Below are 15,700 nucleotides of genomic sequence, written 5' to 3' on the forward strand. Positions count from 1 at the left end.
AGCGCCGCGCCGCCGACGTGCTCGCCTACTTCGACCGGCCCGGCACGTCCAACGGCCCCACCGAGGCCATGAACGGCAGGCTCGAGCACCTGCGCGGCTCGGCCCTCGGCTTCCGCAACCTGACCAACTACATCGCCCGATCACTACTCGAGACGGGCGGATTCCGACCCCAACTACACCCTCGAATGTGAAGAGCCACAAAACCGCGGAATCAAGCCGATCCACAACCCCAGAAGTCCCGGATGTGCCTACTAACTGCGGAACTCCGGCCTGAGTTGCACAGGTTTAGTGGCTCTTCTTACTTGAGGTGGGGGCTGGTGAGTCCGCTGCCGATGAGGAGCATGCGGAGGCGGTAGTTGTCGCGGTTGCGAAAACCGCGGGCGATGCGCCGATGGAGCTCGATGAGTCCGTTCACGGCTTCGGTGCCACCGTTGGAGGATCGCTGGGTGGTGAAGTAGGCCAGGAACGCGGTGGACCAGCGGCGTAGGGTCCGGCCCAGGCGGGCGACTTCGGGCACCGGGCAGGTGTGGAAGCTGGCCAGGATCTTCTCGGCGAGCTTGCGCCCCTGGGTCAGATCGCGGGCGCGGTAGGCCGCTCGGAGGTCCTGGGCGCAGCGCCAGGCGACGTAGACGGCGGTGTGTGCCTCGTTGGCTTCGATCGCGGTGGTCAGCCGGTTCAGTTGTTTGTCGGTGAGGTTCTCTGCGCCGGCGCGCAGGATGGTCTGGACGCCGAACAGCGGCTCACCCTTGCGGCCACGGTGCCCGAGGGTCTCCTGCTGGACCCGGCGGCGGCACTCATCGACCGCGGCGGTGCCGAGCTTGACGACATGAAAGGCGTCCAGGACCGCGACGGCGTCTTCCAGCTTGTCCTCGATCGCACTCTTGTACCCCGCGAAGGGATCCAGGGCGGCGACCTGCACGCCCTGGCGGAAGGTCTGCCCGCGCTGGGTGAGCCAGTCCTTGTAGACCCTGCCTGACCGGCCCGGCACCAGGTCCAGCAGCCGTGCCCGCACCTGCCCGCGGCTGTCGCGGGTCAGGTCGACCATCCCGGTGAGTTCCTTCGGGCCTCGCCTGCGCGGGTCGACGTGGTGCCACAGGTGCTCATCCACGCCCAAGGTGGTGACATCGGCGAACCGGGTCTCATCGGCTGCCATCGCCTGAAGCAGGGGCTGGACCGAGCGCCACAGCGTGCGCCAGGTCGTGCCAAGCTGACACGCCAGGCCGGCGATGGAGGCGTGCTCACGACGAAGCTGGCCCACCGCCCACCACGTCGCCCGGGTGGTCAGCAGCGCCCTGGGGCGGGCCAGATCGTCACGGCGTTCGGTGAACACCCCGACCGGGCAGGCGGCCTCGGCGCACCGCCAGGTCCGCTTACGCCAGATCAGCCGCACCGGGCGAGCGAAGGACGGCACGTCCACCAGGGGCACCGCGCGGCGACCGTGGCTGTAGGTGATCACCCCGCACGAGGTGCACCCCATCGGTCCGGGCGTGGTCTCCACGACGACCACGAGCCCGTGATCGTCCTCGCTGACGTCTACGACATGGACACCCTCGAGCCCAACGAGGACATCACAGCGCCGGCAGTAGCAGGAGTGGTCAGGACACGGGCGCGCATACGTACACGCCGTAGGCTCGGACACCGTCGAGGCCTTCCGGTCTGGTTGCTTGGTCGCTCCAGATCCTGGAAGGCCTCGACCCCATCTACCCCGAAGCCGACACCAGCGAGTCGCTCACACCCACCTCAAGTACGAAGAGCCCCCAAACCGCCACCCGCACCACGCTCTTCCGGATCGACAACAGCAATGGCATCACCCTGTCGAACGTCACCGCGCACGGCGTCGGTTCGGACTACTCCAACGATTCCGGCGTCTACGTCGCCGCCGCCGTCTATATCAGCGGCACCGCGGGCGATGTCCGCGTGGAGGGATGCACCTTCCGAGACTTCGCTGGAGGTGGGGTCCGCACGTCCGCCGGCGTCGGCAAGGTCACCGTCACCGGCTGCACGATCGCCGGCCCCGGCTCGCCCACCATCGCCTACATGGACGCCTACGGCGCGGGCATCAGCATGGGGGCATCTGAGTGGTCCGCCACCTACGACGACATCAGCGGCTACGCGCAGGGCATTGTCACGGGGGGCCTCGTCGCCGACTCCCAGATCGTCGGGAACGTCATCCACGACATCCCGGGGCAGCACGGCCTCTACCTCACCGAGACGGTCCGTAGCGTCATCGCGAACAACATCATCCGCGACTGCGCTGTCCTCGGGATGAAGATCCAGCTCGGCGCGACCTCGCCCGACGCCTCGGACGTCACGATCGGCGGAAACGTCATCGTGGGCGTCGGAGACCACGGCGTCCTCCTGACGAACACAAGCACGAGCGTGGGACGCCTGCGTCGGATCGCAGTCACGGGGAACGTCATCACCGCAGCCACCGCCGACGGGATCGGCGTCAACAATGTCATCGGGTGCATCGTCTCCGACAACATCATCACGGAAGTCCGAGGTGGAATCAGCGTCGCCGACTCCTCCGAGTTCACGGTCAGCAACAATCGCGTCACCCGGTCCGGCGCACAGGGAATCGTCGTCGCAAGCTCGTCGGACTTCGAGATGGTCGGCAACCGGGTCGCGGACCCGGCGCAGGCGAATAACCCGAGCACGAACTTCGGCGTTTCGATCTCCGGGACGAGTAGCGACGGCGTCATCGCCGACAACCGCATATCGGACTCAACGGGCTCCATGCGCTGGGGGCTGGTCTTCGCCACTGGCGTCCCGGTCGACACCTTCGTGGTCCGCGACAACATCGCCAAGGATGCCACTGACTACGGCGCCAGGTTCGCAGCCGTGGGGGCCATCCGGGAGTACCGAGGGAACGACTTCTCGGGGGCGCTCGGGGCGGTGCTGAATCCGCCGAGCGACGGCGGGGGTTTCCGCGCCCGGACGGTCTTCGGCCCGACGGCGCCGACATCAGGAGCCTACGATCGTGGCGCTATGGCGTGGAACACGGCACCCGCCGCAGGTGGCGTCCTCGGCTGGGTCTGCGTGGTCGCCGGCACTCCCGGTACGTGGAAGTCCTTCGGATCCATCGAAGCCTGACGGGTGACGACACGCCCCAGAACAAGGAGTGTGAAGAACGTTCGCGCCCCGAGGTCCCCGGACGTCGACACAGCGACCGTCTCCATGATGAGTAACAGGAGCACGAGCAGCGCACTCGTGTCAGATCGTGCTGCCCTCGCGAGGCGGGCGAGGGTCACCACAGTCACAGCGATCAGCACCAACCCAGGAAGCCACCCCGCCTCGGCCAGCACCTCAAGGAACAGGTTGTGCGGGTAGTGGATGTTGGGGGGCGCGAGCGTCTCCGCCCCCCAACGTCCGTACCCGACGCCGAGCGGGTTGCTCGCGATCACAGGGAAGGTCGCATCCCAGAAAGCGCCACGCGAGGATGCATCCAGCTGCTCGCCCGGCGAGACGATGACCTCGATCAGCCGATTGATGCGCTCATTGGCGCCGAGTCCGAGCCACAAGACCAGGCCAGCCCCGAGGAAGTGTAGGATCGCCATACTGGCCAGCCCCATGCGGCGAATCTGGTAGCCGAGCAAGACCAGTAGGGCGAGAATCATCCCGAGCATCGGCCCCCGGGACCCGGTCGCGAACAAGCCCGCGCTGGTCGCGAGGATGCCGATAGCCACGAGCGGCACACGGAGATGTCCCCGCCACCCCAACCAGGCTGCCGCCACGACAGCGCTCGCGAGGGCGCGACCCAGCCAGACGGGGTTGGATGCGAAGCCGACAGCGCGGCCGGCGGCCGTGGTCTCCCCGGCTAGGGCCGCGACGCCGAGCACAACCCCCGCGAGGGCCATGACCTTCGCGAGGGTGACGAGGTCGCGCCGGTCCCGAATGAGGCACGCGGCGAGCATGGACGCCAGCGTGAGCGTCGCCAGCCGCTCCACCTTCTCCAAGCCGTAGGGGTTCGTCGGCATCCCTCCCAGAAGGACCGGGAGGAGGAGCGCGCCGACGACAAGGGCGGTGAACGGCAGGGCTGGGTGGATGCGTGGCAGCGCACGCCAGAGCTCTAAGAGGATGAGCGGCGCAGCGAGGCCGGCGCCGACGAGCCCAAGGTCGAGCCCACCTACGGGCGGGAAGAGACTGCCCCACAGGAGCGCGACGAGGACTACACCCCGGAGCCATGACATCGCGACCAGGGTACGTCGGTCGCGCTGCCGCCACTGTCTGACCGCCCCTCTCGCCCCGGGAAAGGGACACCCGGGTGAGGGCTGCCGGCCCGAGGGGCTGACGGAGCCCGGCGATGCGCGAGGGCGAACGCCGCTCAGTGTTCGCCGTGCGGCCCTGCCCAGTGCTCCGACACCGGCACGGGCAGCCGCAGCTGGTGGGGTTCGGGTGTGCCGCCGTCAAGCACCGTGAGGAGGTGGTCCATCGCCGCGGCGCCGAGGGCCTCGCCGTCGACGTCGACCGCCGGCGCGCCGGGCACGCCGACCACCTCGATCGCGCCGTCCGACGGCTGTCCTCGGCCGAACTGGGCGCGTCCGCGTGCCACCAGCTCGAAGAGCAGGCCGAGGCCGAGGTCGGAGGCGTAGGGGAGGACCACGCTCGCTCCGGTGGCCTCGACCGCGCCGGCCAGCTCCGCCCCCGCGGCGAACGTGGCCGGGTTCGGGCCCAGCACGTCGATGTGGACGCCCGCGCTCCGGGCGGCCTCGCGCACGGCCGCGGTGCGCTGGAGGTTCTGCCACGACTTGTCCGGACCGTTGAGGAAGGCGATCCGCTCGTGCCCCGCCTGCGCGAGACGAGCGATCAACGACGCGAAGGCCGCCGCGGTGTCGGCCGCCACCGACGCCAGGCCCTCGATCTCCCGGTCCACCAGCACGGACGGCTTGAGCGCGCACGCCCGCCGCACGAGCTCGTCCTCACCGCGGGGGGCCACGATGACGAGGCCGTCGACCTGGGCGGCAAGGCGTTCGAACCGTGACCGCTCGTTCTCGTCCTCCAGCGGGTGCACGGCCACCGTCGCGTGCAGGCCGGCCGCCTCGGCGCGGGTCTGCGCGCCCACGATGATCGGCGTGAAGAACGCGTTGTGCAGGGTCGGCACCACGAGCGGGACGATCCCGGTCCGGCCGTGGGCCAGGTGCTGCGCCCCGCGGTTGGGGACGAACCGCAGGTCCTCCGCCGCCGCGCGCACCCGCTCGACCGTCGCCGGCGCCACGAGGTCCGGTCGGTTGAGCGCGCGGGACGCCGTCGCCTTCGACACCCCTGCGCGCGCCGCCACATCGCTCAGCGTCGCCACCGGAGCTCCCTTCGTCGTCGGTCCGATCGTTCGCCCGGTGGAAGGGGGCTCGTCAGGAACCGGTCAGGTATGTATGCTCCCACGCTAACCGGTTGTGGAACCGGTTGCGGTCGCTCTGGGAGTCAGCTCTGGCCGTGATGACGAGCCGAGGGAGGCGAGCGCCGATGCGTCAGCGACGCACCACGAGCGTGCTCCTCCTCCTGCCCGGACTCGCCGTCCTCCTCGTCGGCTTCCTCGTCCCGGCCGTGGCGATGCTGCTCTCGCCGCCCGACGTCGGCACCGGCGAGGTGTTCGCCCGGCTCGGCCAGATGCTCACCGACCCCTACGACCTCGCCATCATCGGACGGACCCTCGGGCTCGGGGTCATCACCACGATCCTCTGCATCCTGCTCGGCTTCCCGATCGCCTACCTGCTCGCCCGCTCGACGTCGAGGTGGAGCGGCATCCTCCTGGCGCTGGCGATCTTCCCGCTGCTGCTCAGCTCCGTGGTGCGCACCTTCGGCTGGCTCGTGGTGCTCGGCTCCCAGGGCGCGGTCCCGCAGCTGCTCCTGCGGCTCGGCCTCGTCGACGAGGCGCCGCAGCTGCTCTACACTCCGCTCGCCATCGTCCTGGGGCTCACGCAGCTGTTCCTGCCGCTCGCCGTCGTCGCGTCCTACTCCGCCGTCGCCCAGGTCGACCCCGGGCTCGACGACGCCGCACGCGGCCTCGGCGCCGGCCGGATCCGCACCTTCTGGACCGTCGTCCTGCCGCTGTCCCTGCCCGGCGTCGTCGTGGCCTCCGTCCTCGTCTTCGCCGGGTCGATCACCGCCTACACGACCCCCTACCTGCTCGGCGGCTCCCGCGAACGGATGCTGGCCACGCAGCTGTACCAGTACGCCAGCACGACGATCGACTGGGCCGCCGCGAGCGCCACCGCCCTCGTCATGACCGTCCTCGTGTTCGCGATCTCCGGGGTCTCCTCCGTCATCGGCAGGCGGGGGGCCACCGCATGAAGAACCGTCGACCCGTGGCCGCGTCCCTCGCGCTGCTCGGCTACATCGTCATGATCGTGCCGCTGCTGTTCGTCGTCGTCACGGCCTTCTCCGCCGGCTCCACGCTGCGCTTCCCGCCCGAAGGGTGGTCGCTCAGGTGGTTCTCCGAGGCGCTCGCCTACGAGCCGTTCACCGCCTCGCTCGTCTCGAGCCTCCAACTCGCCCTGCTCGCGGCCGTGATCGCACTCGCGCTCGGCGTGCCGGTGACGCTGGCGATCCACCGCGGGACGCTGCCCGGCAAGGGGCTCGTCGAGGGACTGTTCCTCTCGCCGCTCATCGTGCCCGAGCTGGTGGTGGGGCTCGCCCTGTACCAGCAGCTGATGGTGGGCCTCGGCCTGGGCAACTTCCCCACCCTGCTGTTCGGGCACACCGTGCTGATGTTCCCCTACGCCGTGCGGGTGACCGGGGCGTCGCTGGCCCTCATCGACCCCGCCGTCGAGGAGGCCGCACGGGGCCTCGGCGCCTCCCCGGTGCGCACCTTCTTCACCGTCACGCTGCCGCTCCTGCGACCCGGCATCGTCTCGGCCGCGCTGCTCAGCTTCATCGCCTCGTTCAACAACGTGCCGCTGTCCCTGCTGCTGCAGAGCCGCGACTTCCGCACCCTGCCGGTCGTCATGCTCGACTACGTGCAGCAGAGCTACACGCCGATCATCGCCGCGATCTCTGTGCTCATCCTCGCCGCCACCGTGATCGTCGCCATCATCACCGAACGGACCCTCGGGTTCGCGAAGGTCTTCGGAGGGATCAACGGATGACCGCTGCCCAGTTCATCGGCGTGAGCCAGGTCTTCGGCGACTTCACCGCCGTCGACTCCATCGACCTCTCGATCCCCGAGGGGAAGCTGACCACCCTGCTCGGCCCCAGCGGCTGCGGCAAGACCACCAGCCTGCGGATGCTCGCCGGCTACCTCGCGCCCACCGCGGGCCAGATCCTCATCGGCGGCACGGACGCCACGCGCACCCCGCCCGAGAAGCGCAACCTCGGCATGGTCTTCCAGTCCTACGCGCTCTTCCCGCACATGACCGTCGCCGAGAACGTGGCCTACGGGCTCAAGGTCCGGCGCGTCGGGGGAGCGGAGCGGACGCGGCGGGTGGCCTCGGCCCTCGAGCTGGTGGGGCTCGCACACCTGGCCGGGAGCAAGCCGAAGCAGCTCTCCGGCGGGCAGCAGCAGCGCGTGGCGCTCGCCCGCGCCATCACCATCGAGCCCGAGCTCCTCCTGCTCGACGAGCCCCTGTCCAACCTCGACGCCCGCCTGCGCATCCAGATGCGCGCCGAGATCCGGCGCATCCAGGCGGAGACCGGGCTGACCGTGGTGCTCGTGACGCACGACCAGGACGAGGCCCTGGAGATGAGCGACGAGATGGTCCTCATGAAGGACGGGCGCATCCAGCAGCAGGGTTCGCCGCACGACGTCTTCCCCGCCCCCGCGAACCGGTTCGTCGCCGAGTTCCTCGGGTACGAGAACTTCCTCCACGACGCGGACGGGCGGCTGCACACCGCGCGGCCCGAGCACCTGCGGCTCGAGGGTTCCGCCGGTGCTCGCGCGGCCGGGGCGGTGGGCGGCCTGGAGATGGCGGGCACCGTCCTCGACGTCGCCTACCGGGGCGTCGACGTGCTCGTCACCGTGGCCGGGGACGACCCCAGCGGTGAGCGGGTCACCCTCACCGCGGACCTGCGCGCCGCCACCGCGCCCTCGCTGAGCGCCGGCGACCTCGTGCAGGTGCACGTGCCCGGCGGCCAGCTCGTCTCGATCGACTCCTGACCGCCGCTCGACCCTGACCGCCGCCTATCCCCGACGAAGGGCACACCCCATGCGCACGACACGCACCCGGCGCCTGCTCGCCACCTCGACCGTCCTGGTCCTCGCCTCGGCAGGCCTCGCGGCCTGCGGGGGAGGTGGGGACGAGGCCGACGCCGACACCATCGTCGTCAGCACGTTCCCGTTCAACGTGGAGCCCTTCACCGAGGCCGTCGTCGACCCGTTCACCGAGGCCACCGGCATCGAGGTGGAGATCGAGACCGGCTCCAACGCCGACCGGCTCTCCCAGCTGCAGCTCGACCAGGGCGACTCCGGCATCGACGTCATGCTCATCTCCGACACCTACGCCGCCATCGCCGACGACGAGGAGCTCTTCCAGGAGGTCAGCGCCGAGGACGTGCCGGCCATCGAGGAGATCGCGCCGTTCGCCGTCGAGGAGGGGTTCACCGGACCTGCCTACAGCTACCAGCTCAACGGGACCATGTTCAACACCGACGAGCTCTCCGCCGAGGAGGCCGCGCAGTGGGACATCTACGCCGACGAGGCCAACAGCGGCCGCCTCGTCCTGCCCGACATCTCCGTCACCGCCGGCCAGCTCACCGTCTCCGGGGTGGCCGAGGCGTACGGGGAAGGTCCCTACGACGTCGACACCGCCTTCTCGACGATGGCCGGGTGGGCGCCGAACATCCTCCAGTTCTACGGCTCGACGACAGAGATGACGAACCTGCTCACCCAGGGCGAGATCGTCGCCGGCGCCGCGCTCAACGGCTTCGCCACCGACCTCGTCGCCGCCGGCGAGCCGATCGCGTGGACGCCGCCCGCGGAGGGGCGCTACATGGCGACCAACCGCGCCATGATCCCGACCGGGGCGCCGAACCTCGACGGGGCGCAGCAGTTCATCGACTACCTGCTCTCCCTCGAGGCCCAGCAGGCGTCCGCCGAGCTCGTCGGCGACCTGCCCGTCAACCTCGAGGTGGAGATGCCCGAGGAGATCACCGCCGTCGTCGGGGACGTCGCCGAAGACCCGGAGGCCGCCGGCTACACCACGCTGGACCCCGCCGAGACCACGCCGAACCGCAGCGAGTGGGTCGAGCGGTTCGCGCGGGAGGTCGTCGGTGGTTGAGGTGAACGGATCGGCTGACGCGAGCGGCGTCGTCGGCGGGCCTGGCCCGGCCGGCGGGAGCGACGCGACCGACGCCCACCGGTTCCTTGAGCGGCTGCCGAAGGTCGACCTGCACTGCCACCTGCTCGGCACCACGCGGCCGACGACGTTCGCCGAGCTCGCGCGGCGCGAGGGGCTGGAGCTGCCGGCCGAGCCAGAGCGGATCTTCGCCGACATCAACTCCACGCCGCCGGACCCGTCGCTGTACCTCGACACGCGGATCCCCATGCCGCAGGGGCGCAGCGACGACGAGCCGGAGGTGTCGTACTCGCTGTTCCAGGCGTCGGGGTGGGTGCGGGACGTGCTCCGCGGGCCCGATGACCTCACGCGCATCGTGTACGAGGCGCTCGAGGACGAGCACACGATCTCCGGGACGCGGCACGTCGAGTTCTCCATCGACCGGCCGCCGGAGCATCTGGAGGCGCTCGGGTATGAGGCGATGGTGGAGGCGTACGCGGAGGGGATCCGGCTCGCCGAGCGTGACTTCGGGATCAGCGCGCGGATGCTGGCCGCCGTCGACCGCTCCGGGACCGGCGAGGAGGCGCTGGAGTGGATCCGCACCGTGGTGGACCACCCGCACGAGTACCTCGTGGGCATCGGGCTGGACAACCTCGAGACGTCCGGACCGCCCGAGCGGTTCGCCGACGCGTACCGGCTCGCGGGGGAGGCGGGGCTGCGGCGCACGGCGCACACGTCGGAGCACGTGCCGAGCGCGCGGAACGCCGTGACGTGCCTGGACGTGCTGGGCTGCGAGCGACTCGACCACGGGTACTTCGTGCTCGAGGACGATGCCGTGGTGGAGCGGATGCGCGCCGAGCAGGTGCCGTTCACGGTGGTCTCGACGACGTCGCGGCGGTCCTGGCGGCCGTGGCGGCGGGCGTCGATCCGGGCGATGATCGACGCCGGGCTGAACGTGTACCCGGCCTCGGACGACCCGGGGATGTTCCCGACGACGCTGGTGGGCGAGTACCGGATCCTGCACGACCAGGTCGGGGTTGGCTTGGCGGAGCTGGCTGGGATGGCGCTGGCGGGCGTGGAGGCGAGCTGGCTGGCGGATGCGGCGAAGGCGGAGATGCGGGAGGGGTTCGTGCGGGAGATTGAAGCGCTGAAGGGCGAGTTCGGGGTGGCGGGCTGACCCTCCCTCGCGTCACCTCACCGACGGGCCCCTCCCGCTCCGCGCGCTTCCCCCTTTCGCCGACTCAATGGGCAATTCGCTGAGTCAGCCGCCCTCGGGGCATGTTTCGGCGATCTGCTGCATGAGCGAGCGAACGCCGTGTGTCCGCCGCGCCACCTGCCCCCTCGAGGTCGCCCGCCCTTCTCGCTCCGCCCACACCGCGCCGAAGGATGCCAACTGTCCCGCGCCGCGTCGAAAGGGTGGCTACTGACCCGCACGAAGCCGGAAGACGGTCAGTTGCCACCCTCTCGGCGTGCTCCTGTCGGACAAGGTGGCGCTCGAAGCGGACGCCGTGTGGACGCCGCGCGCCTCACGACTCCCCGCCCCCTCGGAGGGGGAACGATCTGCACGTGTGGCCCGCGTTCCGCACTTCGCGGTTCGCCTTTGCCCCTGGCCTTCGGCCTGTGTGATCGCCGCCGGAAAGAAGGCTTCGGGACGGGCGAGGAGCTCGCGTCGCTGATGGGAGTCATCGGACGGGGACGCGTGGCGCAAGACCTATCGTGCTGTCGATGCGACGAGTAGGATCTAATCCCACAGAGGGGTCGGCGGTTGAGGTATGGGAGGCGGACATGAGGACGACTCGACAGTTGAGCATCACGTTGCCGAATGCGATGGCGGATGAGGTGAAGGAACGGGTGGCGTCAGGTGCGTACGCCACCGAGAGCGAAGTCGTGCGTGAGGGGCTGCGCGCCCTCTTCGGTCGCGACCAGGCGGTTGAGGAGTGGCTTCGCACCGAGGCCGTCGCTGCCTACGACGACCTTCGAAGGGACCCGGCGCAAGCAGTCGGCGCCGACGATCTACGCGCACACCTGCGCGACCACCAGGCCCGGCGCGAGACGATCCCGGACCCGGTCGAATGACCCGCAGGGTCGCGTACTCGCCCCGAGCGCGCGATCAGCTCACGGAGTTGCTCGACTACATCGGGTCAGCGGGGTCTCCCGTGGCGGCAGAACGGTTCGTGTCGTCGGTCGTCGCGCATTGCGAGGGCCTCGCCCGGTTCCCCTTCCGGGGCGTCGCGCGCGACGACCTGCGCCCGGGGTTGCGTGTCCTGGGGTTTCGCCGTCGAGTGACCATTGCTTTCGCGGTGCAGGACACGTTGGTCGAGGTGCTCGGCATCTACTACGGAGGTCGTGACGTCGAGACTCTCCTCGCCGACGTGAACTGAATAGCATGACGTGGCATCGCTCGTGATGCGGCGGTTGAGCCGGTTCGATGTCGCAGGCTTCGCCACCCTCTACGGTGTCAAGGGACAGCGGCGTGCGGGTCGAGGACATCGCCGACCTCTTCTACGCCGGCGACTCGGTGACGCCCGTGGCTCGCGAGTTCGCCGTCACGCCCGACGAGGTCGAAGCGGTTGTCCGCCACTACGGACTCGCTGCCTGAGATCTACGTCGACAAGAGTCTCGGCGAGCGTGCGGTTCCCGAGGTGTTCCGTGAGGCGGGATACGCCGTGCACGCTCTACCCGCCGGACTGACTGTGTAGAAGTGGACCATCGCCGACGCGCTCCCTCGTTACTGTGTGTGCGTGCCCACACGCCACCTGCGCATCAACACCGCCGCCCCCGACGAGGTCAAGGCCGCGCTCGACGCGCTGGCCTCGGAGCTGGAGATCCCCTCCGAGTTCCCGCCAGAGGTCCTGGCCGAGGCCGAGGAGTCGGTGCGCGACGCCGTCGTGCCGGCTCTCGACCTGACCAATCTGGATCTGGTGACGATCGACCCGCCCGGTTCTCGTGATCTCGACCAGGCCGTGCTCATCGAACCTGACTGTGACGGTCATCGGATCCGCTACGCGATCGCCTCGGTCGGCTCGTTCGTCCGGCCGGGCGGGGCGCTGGACGCCGAGGTTCGGCGTCGGGCAATGACCGTCTACGGACCCACCGGCTCGATCCCCCTCCACCCCGAGGTCCTCTCGGCCGGAGCCGCGAGCCTGCTACCGGGTCAGGTGGCACCCGCATGCGTGTGGGACATCCGCATCGACTCGAGCGGCGAACTCCGCTCCTTCCACGTGGAGCGGGCCCGGGTCCGCTCGCGCGCCCAGCTCACCTACGACCAGGTGCAGGACGCCCTCGACGGCCGCGCACAACTGCCGTCCGGCGTGCCGAAGGACCTGCCGAAGCGGCTGGCCGAGGTCGGGCGAGCCCGGCAGGCCCAGGAGGTCGCCAGGGGAGCGGTGTCGCTGGACCTGCCCGAGCAGGTCGTCGAGCCCGGAGACGGTGGCCGCTACGTCCTCGACCATCGCGCGGCCCTGGAGGTCGAGGGCTACAACGCCCAGGTCTCGCTGCTCACCGGTATCGTGGCCGCGCAGATGATGCTCGGCGCAGGAGTGGGGATCCTGCGCACCCTCCCGCCCGCGCAGGACAGGGACGTCGACAAGCTGCGCCGCACCGCCCACGCCCTGGGCGTGCCGTGGCCCGACGGCATGAGCTACCCGGACCTCGTGCGGTCCGTCGCGTCGGACACCCCGCAGGGGGCAGCTTTTCTCAACGAGGCGACCGCCCTGTTCCGTGGGGCGGGCTACGTGGCGCTGCCGGTCGAGCACGACGGTGAGCCGGTCGGCGAGGTGGTCTCGACGGCGCACTCGGCGATCGCGTCGGACTACGCGCACGTGACCGCGCCGCTGCGCCGGCTCGTGGACCGGTACGGCCTCGAGGCGTGCCTGGCGATCGCCGCCGAGGACGAGGTCCCGGGGTGGGTGCGCGAGGCCCTGCCCGAGCTGCCGAGCGCCATGGGCGCCGGCGGGCGGACGGCGAGCGCGTACGAGCGGGGCGCCGTCGACGCGATGGAGGCGCTCATCCTGCGCGGCCGCGAGGGCGAGGAGCTGCGCGGGGTGGTCGTGGACGTGGCCGAGAAGAACGGGCACCGCGGGGACATCCAGATCACCGAACCCGCCGTGCACGTGGACGTGGAGGGCGAGGGCCTCGAGCTCGGCGCCGAGGTGACCGTCCGCGTGGCGCAGGTCGACGTCGAGGCGAGGAACGTCGTCGTCGAGGTGGTCTGAGGACGCAGCGCGGCCGGGCGGCGGTGCGGGCGCTACCGGCCGAGGCCGGCGAGGAACCGCGCCACGGCGTCGGTGAACGCGTCGTTGGCGTCCCCGGCGATCATGTGGCCCGCGTCGGCGACGTCCACGCTCGTGCTGCCCGGGATCGCCTGCAGGAGCGCCGCGACGCCGTCGTCGTCCACGACGTCGGACGCCTCGCCCCGCACCACCACCGTCGGGGCCGTCACGCGGGCGGCCACCCGCATGAGGGCGTCGGCCGCGGAACCGGGGTGCGCGTCGTCGTGCCGGGAGTCGACGACGCGCGGGTCCCAGTGCCAGTACCAGCGGCCGTCGTCGCGCAGGCGAACCACCCGGAGCAGCCCGTCCGGGTTGTAGCGGCGCGGCTGCTGCTTGTAGTCGGCGATGACCGTCGCCACCTCGTCGAGGCTGTCGAAGCCGCCCGTGTGGCGCGCCATGAAGTCCCGGATCCGCGCGGCGCCCTCGGGGACCGTGCGCGGGACGATGTCGACGAGCACAAGGCCGTCCGTCAGCTCGGGGTGGTGGGCCGCGACCGAGAGTGCCGTGAGCCCGCCGAGCGAGGCGCCCACGAGCGTGGCCGGGGCGCCGACCTGGCGGACGAGCTGCGCGACGTCCCCGCGGAAGCTCGACAGGCTGTAGTCCCCGCGCGTCGACCAGCTGCTGTCGCCGTGCCCGCGCAGGTCCACGGTGGTGGCCGCGTATCCCGCCGCGGCGAGGCGGGCCGCCGTCGAGTGCCACGAGTGCCGGGTCTGGCCACCGCCGTGCACGAGGACGATGTGCCGGGCGTCCGGGCCGGGCCCCGCGTAATGGTCGCCGCGCAGGACGACCTCACCGGTGTCGACGACGACCGGTCGCGGCTTCTCGTCCAGGTGCGCGCGACCTCGGGCCCGGTCGCGACCATGGGCAGAGTGCAGCAGGCTCCCCTCGGACAAGATGTCCATCCCCTTCGATGGTCGCCGGTCGGGCTCGAGATCCGAGAGTATCCGCCCGGCGCGCGGCGTGGTGGCTGCGACCACGGCGAAGGACGTCGGTGGGTCAGGGGGAGCGCGGGGCGGAGGGCGTGCGGGTACGTGCGGCGGGGCCAGGCGCGGCGGCGCCAGGTGCGGCGGCCGCGCCGTAGCCCAGGACGAGGCCGGCGGCGAACGTGAGCGGTGGGAACTCGTAGAGGTGGTCGATCATCGAGTGGACGGCGAGGGCCGTCCACGCCGCGGCGGCGACAACGGAGGACGGGCCGCGCTGCTGCGCCGCGACGGCGAGACCCGCGGCGAGCAGGGCGAGGAACAGCAGGACCCCGAGGATCCCGAGCTCGGCGCCGACCTGGAGGATCGAGGAGTGCGCCTCGTGGAGGTGCTCCCGGGTGCCGGCCAGCGGCGAGGTCTCGAGGAACGAGCCCGGGCCGGAGCCGAGGACGGGGCTGTGCTCCCAGAGCTTGAGGGCGTCGCCCCACAGCATGTGGCGGGTGCTGCTCAGACTGCCGCTCGAGGTGAGCAGGCTCGGCCAGGCGCCGCGCGTGCCGAGCCAGACGACGGCGAGCGCTGCGGCGGCGATGACGACCATCCCGGCGGCGACGACCGTGCGCGGGGCGGGGAGACGGCGTCGGGCCGGGCGGTTCTCGCGGGCGACCGCGAGCGCGACGACGGCCGCGACGGCGATGACCAGGACCGTGCCCGCCTGGGCGCGGGCCGCGAGGAGCGTGCCGAGGACGAGGGACATGATCGCCGGGAGGGGAAGGGGGAGGGAGCGCGTGTGGCCCGGGCCGGCTGGTGGGTCCGCGAGGACGACGAGGCCGGTGAGGGCGACGAGCTGGACGCCGAGCGCGGCCTGGGCGTTGGCGTAGAACGGGATGGCGACCAGGACGGCCAGGGCGACGATCGCCGCGCCCGCGACGATGACACGGCCCGGTGCCCGCGCGGCGAGGGCGCGGCCGGCCAGGACGCCGACCAGGAGGAGGACCGGCGCCGTCAGGTAGGGCGACAGCAGCGAGACTGCGCTGCCGCGGGCGAGCGTGGAGATCCCCGCCCAGAGCAGCCAGACCGCGACTGCGACGACGAGGAAGCGGTCGGCCCGGGTGGTCAGGCCGATGCGGGTAAGCGCATGGGTGGCTGCGGAGAGCGCGCGACGGGGGAGGGGGCGGCTGTCGCGGCGGGCTGGGCGGTCCTCGCCGGGACGGTCGTCGGGCGACGCGGGTGGGGGCACGTGTAGCGACGCTAGCGAACGTGCCGGGCCGTGAGGGGGACGGAGGCGTGGCGTCTCGAAGCCATC

General features: G+C 71.1%; 15 protein-coding genes and 1 pseudogene. 11 read left to right on the forward strand and 5 right to left on the reverse strand.

Annotated features, from left to right (window positions below; genetic code table 11):
- The coding region (locus ACZLMO_RS03850; protein ID WP_463652904.1) for a transposase at positions 1-191 on the forward strand (191 nt) is incomplete at its 5' end.
- Between the two features lie 107 nt (positions 192-298).
- Here the strand turns inward: ACZLMO_RS03850 and ACZLMO_RS03855 are convergent.
- Positions 299-1,639 (reverse strand): ISL3 family transposase, encoded by a 1,341-nt coding sequence (locus ACZLMO_RS03855; protein WP_463652905.1) that lies wholly within the window; start codon positions 1,637-1,639, stop codon positions 299-301.
- Between the two features lie 149 nt (positions 1,640-1,788).
- On the opposite strand from ACZLMO_RS03855, the pseudogene ACZLMO_RS03860 reads away from it, so the two are divergent.
- A pseudogene (locus tag ACZLMO_RS03860) lies at positions 1,789-2,820 on the forward strand (right-handed parallel beta-helix repeat-containing protein); the annotation flags it as partial.
- A gap of 152 nt (positions 2,821-2,972) precedes the next feature.
- On the opposite strand, the gene ACZLMO_RS03865 reads toward ACZLMO_RS03860, so the two are convergent.
- Both ACZLMO_RS03865 and ACZLMO_RS03870 read right to left on the reverse strand, forming a co-directional pair.
- On the reverse strand, positions 2,973-4,190 hold the full coding sequence (locus tag ACZLMO_RS03865; protein WP_463652906.1) for an O-antigen ligase family protein: 1,218 nt from the start codon (positions 4,188-4,190) through the stop codon (positions 2,973-2,975).
- 134 nt (positions 4,191-4,324) lie between these two features.
- Positions 4,325-5,296 (reverse strand): LacI family DNA-binding transcriptional regulator, encoded by a 972-nt coding sequence (locus tag ACZLMO_RS03870; protein WP_463652907.1) that lies wholly within the window; start codon positions 5,294-5,296, stop codon positions 4,325-4,327.
- Positions 5,297-5,460: 164 nt separating this feature from the next.
- Here ACZLMO_RS03870 and ACZLMO_RS03875 point away from each other — a divergent pair, with 164 nt between their 5' ends.
- The 9 genes from ACZLMO_RS03875 (at position 5,461) to ACZLMO_RS03915 (ending at position 13,420) form a co-directional block, all read left to right on the forward strand.
- Complete coding sequence (locus ACZLMO_RS03875) at positions 5,461-6,288, forward strand: ABC transporter permease (protein ID WP_463652908.1); 828 nt, start codon at positions 5,461-5,463, stop codon at positions 6,286-6,288.
- A 14-nt stretch (positions 6,289-6,302) separates the two neighbouring features.
- Positions 6,303-7,082 carry an ABC transporter permease gene (locus ACZLMO_RS03880; protein ID WP_463652909.1) on the forward strand — a complete coding sequence of 260 codons (780 nt, stop codon included), beginning with the start codon at positions 6,303-6,305 and terminating at the stop codon, positions 7,080-7,082.
- Complete coding sequence (locus tag ACZLMO_RS03885) at positions 7,079-8,089, forward strand: ABC transporter ATP-binding protein (protein ID WP_463652911.1); 1,011 nt, start codon at positions 7,079-7,081, stop codon at positions 8,087-8,089. Before ACZLMO_RS03880 ends, ACZLMO_RS03885 begins: the two co-directional genes overlap by 4 nt.
- A 49-nt stretch (positions 8,090-8,138) precedes the next feature.
- On the forward strand, positions 8,139-9,209 hold the full coding sequence (locus tag ACZLMO_RS03890; protein ID WP_463652912.1) for an extracellular solute-binding protein: 1,071 nt from the start codon (positions 8,139-8,141) through the stop codon (positions 9,207-9,209).
- Position 9,210: 1 nt separating this feature from the next.
- Positions 9,211-10,383: an adenosine deaminase family protein gene (locus ACZLMO_RS03895; RefSeq protein WP_463652913.1), complete on the forward strand. Its 1,173-nt coding sequence runs from the start codon at positions 9,211-9,213 to the stop codon at positions 10,381-10,383.
- 608 nt (positions 10,384-10,991) lie between these two features.
- Complete coding sequence (locus ACZLMO_RS03900) at positions 10,992-11,282, forward strand: ribbon-helix-helix domain-containing protein (protein WP_463652914.1); 291 nt, start codon at positions 10,992-10,994, stop codon at positions 11,280-11,282.
- Positions 11,279-11,587, forward strand: a complete 309-nt coding sequence (locus tag ACZLMO_RS03905; RefSeq protein ID WP_463652915.1) for a type II toxin-antitoxin system RelE/ParE family toxin — start codon at positions 11,279-11,281, stop codon at positions 11,585-11,587. Before ACZLMO_RS03900 ends, ACZLMO_RS03905 begins: the two co-directional genes overlap by 4 nt.
- Before the next feature lie 74 nt (positions 11,588-11,661).
- On the forward strand, positions 11,662-11,805 hold the full coding sequence (locus ACZLMO_RS03910) for a hypothetical protein (protein ID WP_463652916.1): 144 nt from the start codon (positions 11,662-11,664) through the stop codon (positions 11,803-11,805).
- A gap of 142 nt (positions 11,806-11,947) precedes the next feature.
- Complete coding sequence (locus ACZLMO_RS03915; RefSeq protein WP_463652917.1) at positions 11,948-13,420, forward strand: RNB domain-containing ribonuclease; 1,473 nt, start codon at positions 11,948-11,950, stop codon at positions 13,418-13,420.
- 32 nt (positions 13,421-13,452) lie between these two features.
- Here the strand turns inward: ACZLMO_RS03915 and ACZLMO_RS03920 are convergent, their stop codons facing one another.
- Both ACZLMO_RS03920 and ACZLMO_RS03925 read right to left on the reverse strand, forming a co-directional pair.
- Positions 13,453-14,379, reverse strand: coding sequence for an alpha/beta fold hydrolase (locus ACZLMO_RS03920; RefSeq protein WP_463652918.1), 927 nt, complete (start codon positions 14,377-14,379; stop codon positions 13,453-13,455).
- Between the two features lie 94 nt (positions 14,380-14,473).
- Positions 14,474-15,634 (reverse strand): O-antigen ligase family protein, encoded by a 1,161-nt coding sequence (locus ACZLMO_RS03925; protein ID WP_463652920.1) that lies wholly within the window; start codon positions 15,632-15,634, stop codon positions 14,474-14,476.
- Positions 15,635-15,700 lie beyond the last annotated feature (66 nt).

The sequence above is a fragment of the Georgenia sp. G2120 genome, assembly GCF_055326485.1.

Bases quoted from the DNA above. Each gene is read 5' to 3' on its own strand.
- ACZLMO_RS03865 (WP_463652906.1), bottom strand. From the start codon at position 4,190: ATGTCATGGCTCCGGGGTGTAGTCCTCGTCGCGCTCCTGTGGGGCAGT.
- ACZLMO_RS03875 (WP_463652908.1), top strand. From the start codon at position 5,461: ATGCGTCAGCGACGCACCACGAGCGTGCTCCTCCTCCTGCCCGGACTC.
- ACZLMO_RS03885 (WP_463652911.1), top strand. From the start codon at position 7,079: ATGACCGCTGCCCAGTTCATCGGCGTGAGCCAGGTCTTCGGCGACTTC.
- ACZLMO_RS03890 (WP_463652912.1), top strand. From the start codon at position 8,139: ATGCGCACGACACGCACCCGGCGCCTGCTCGCCACCTCGACCGTCCTG.
- ACZLMO_RS03900 (WP_463652914.1), top strand. From the start codon at position 10,992: ATGAGGACGACTCGACAGTTGAGCATCACGTTGCCGAATGCGATGGCG.
- ACZLMO_RS03905 (WP_463652915.1), top strand. From the start codon at position 11,279: ATGACCCGCAGGGTCGCGTACTCGCCCCGAGCGCGCGATCAGCTCACG.
- ACZLMO_RS03920 (WP_463652918.1), bottom strand. From the start codon at position 14,379: ATGGACATCTTGTCCGAGGGGAGCCTGCTGCACTCTGCCCATGGTCGC.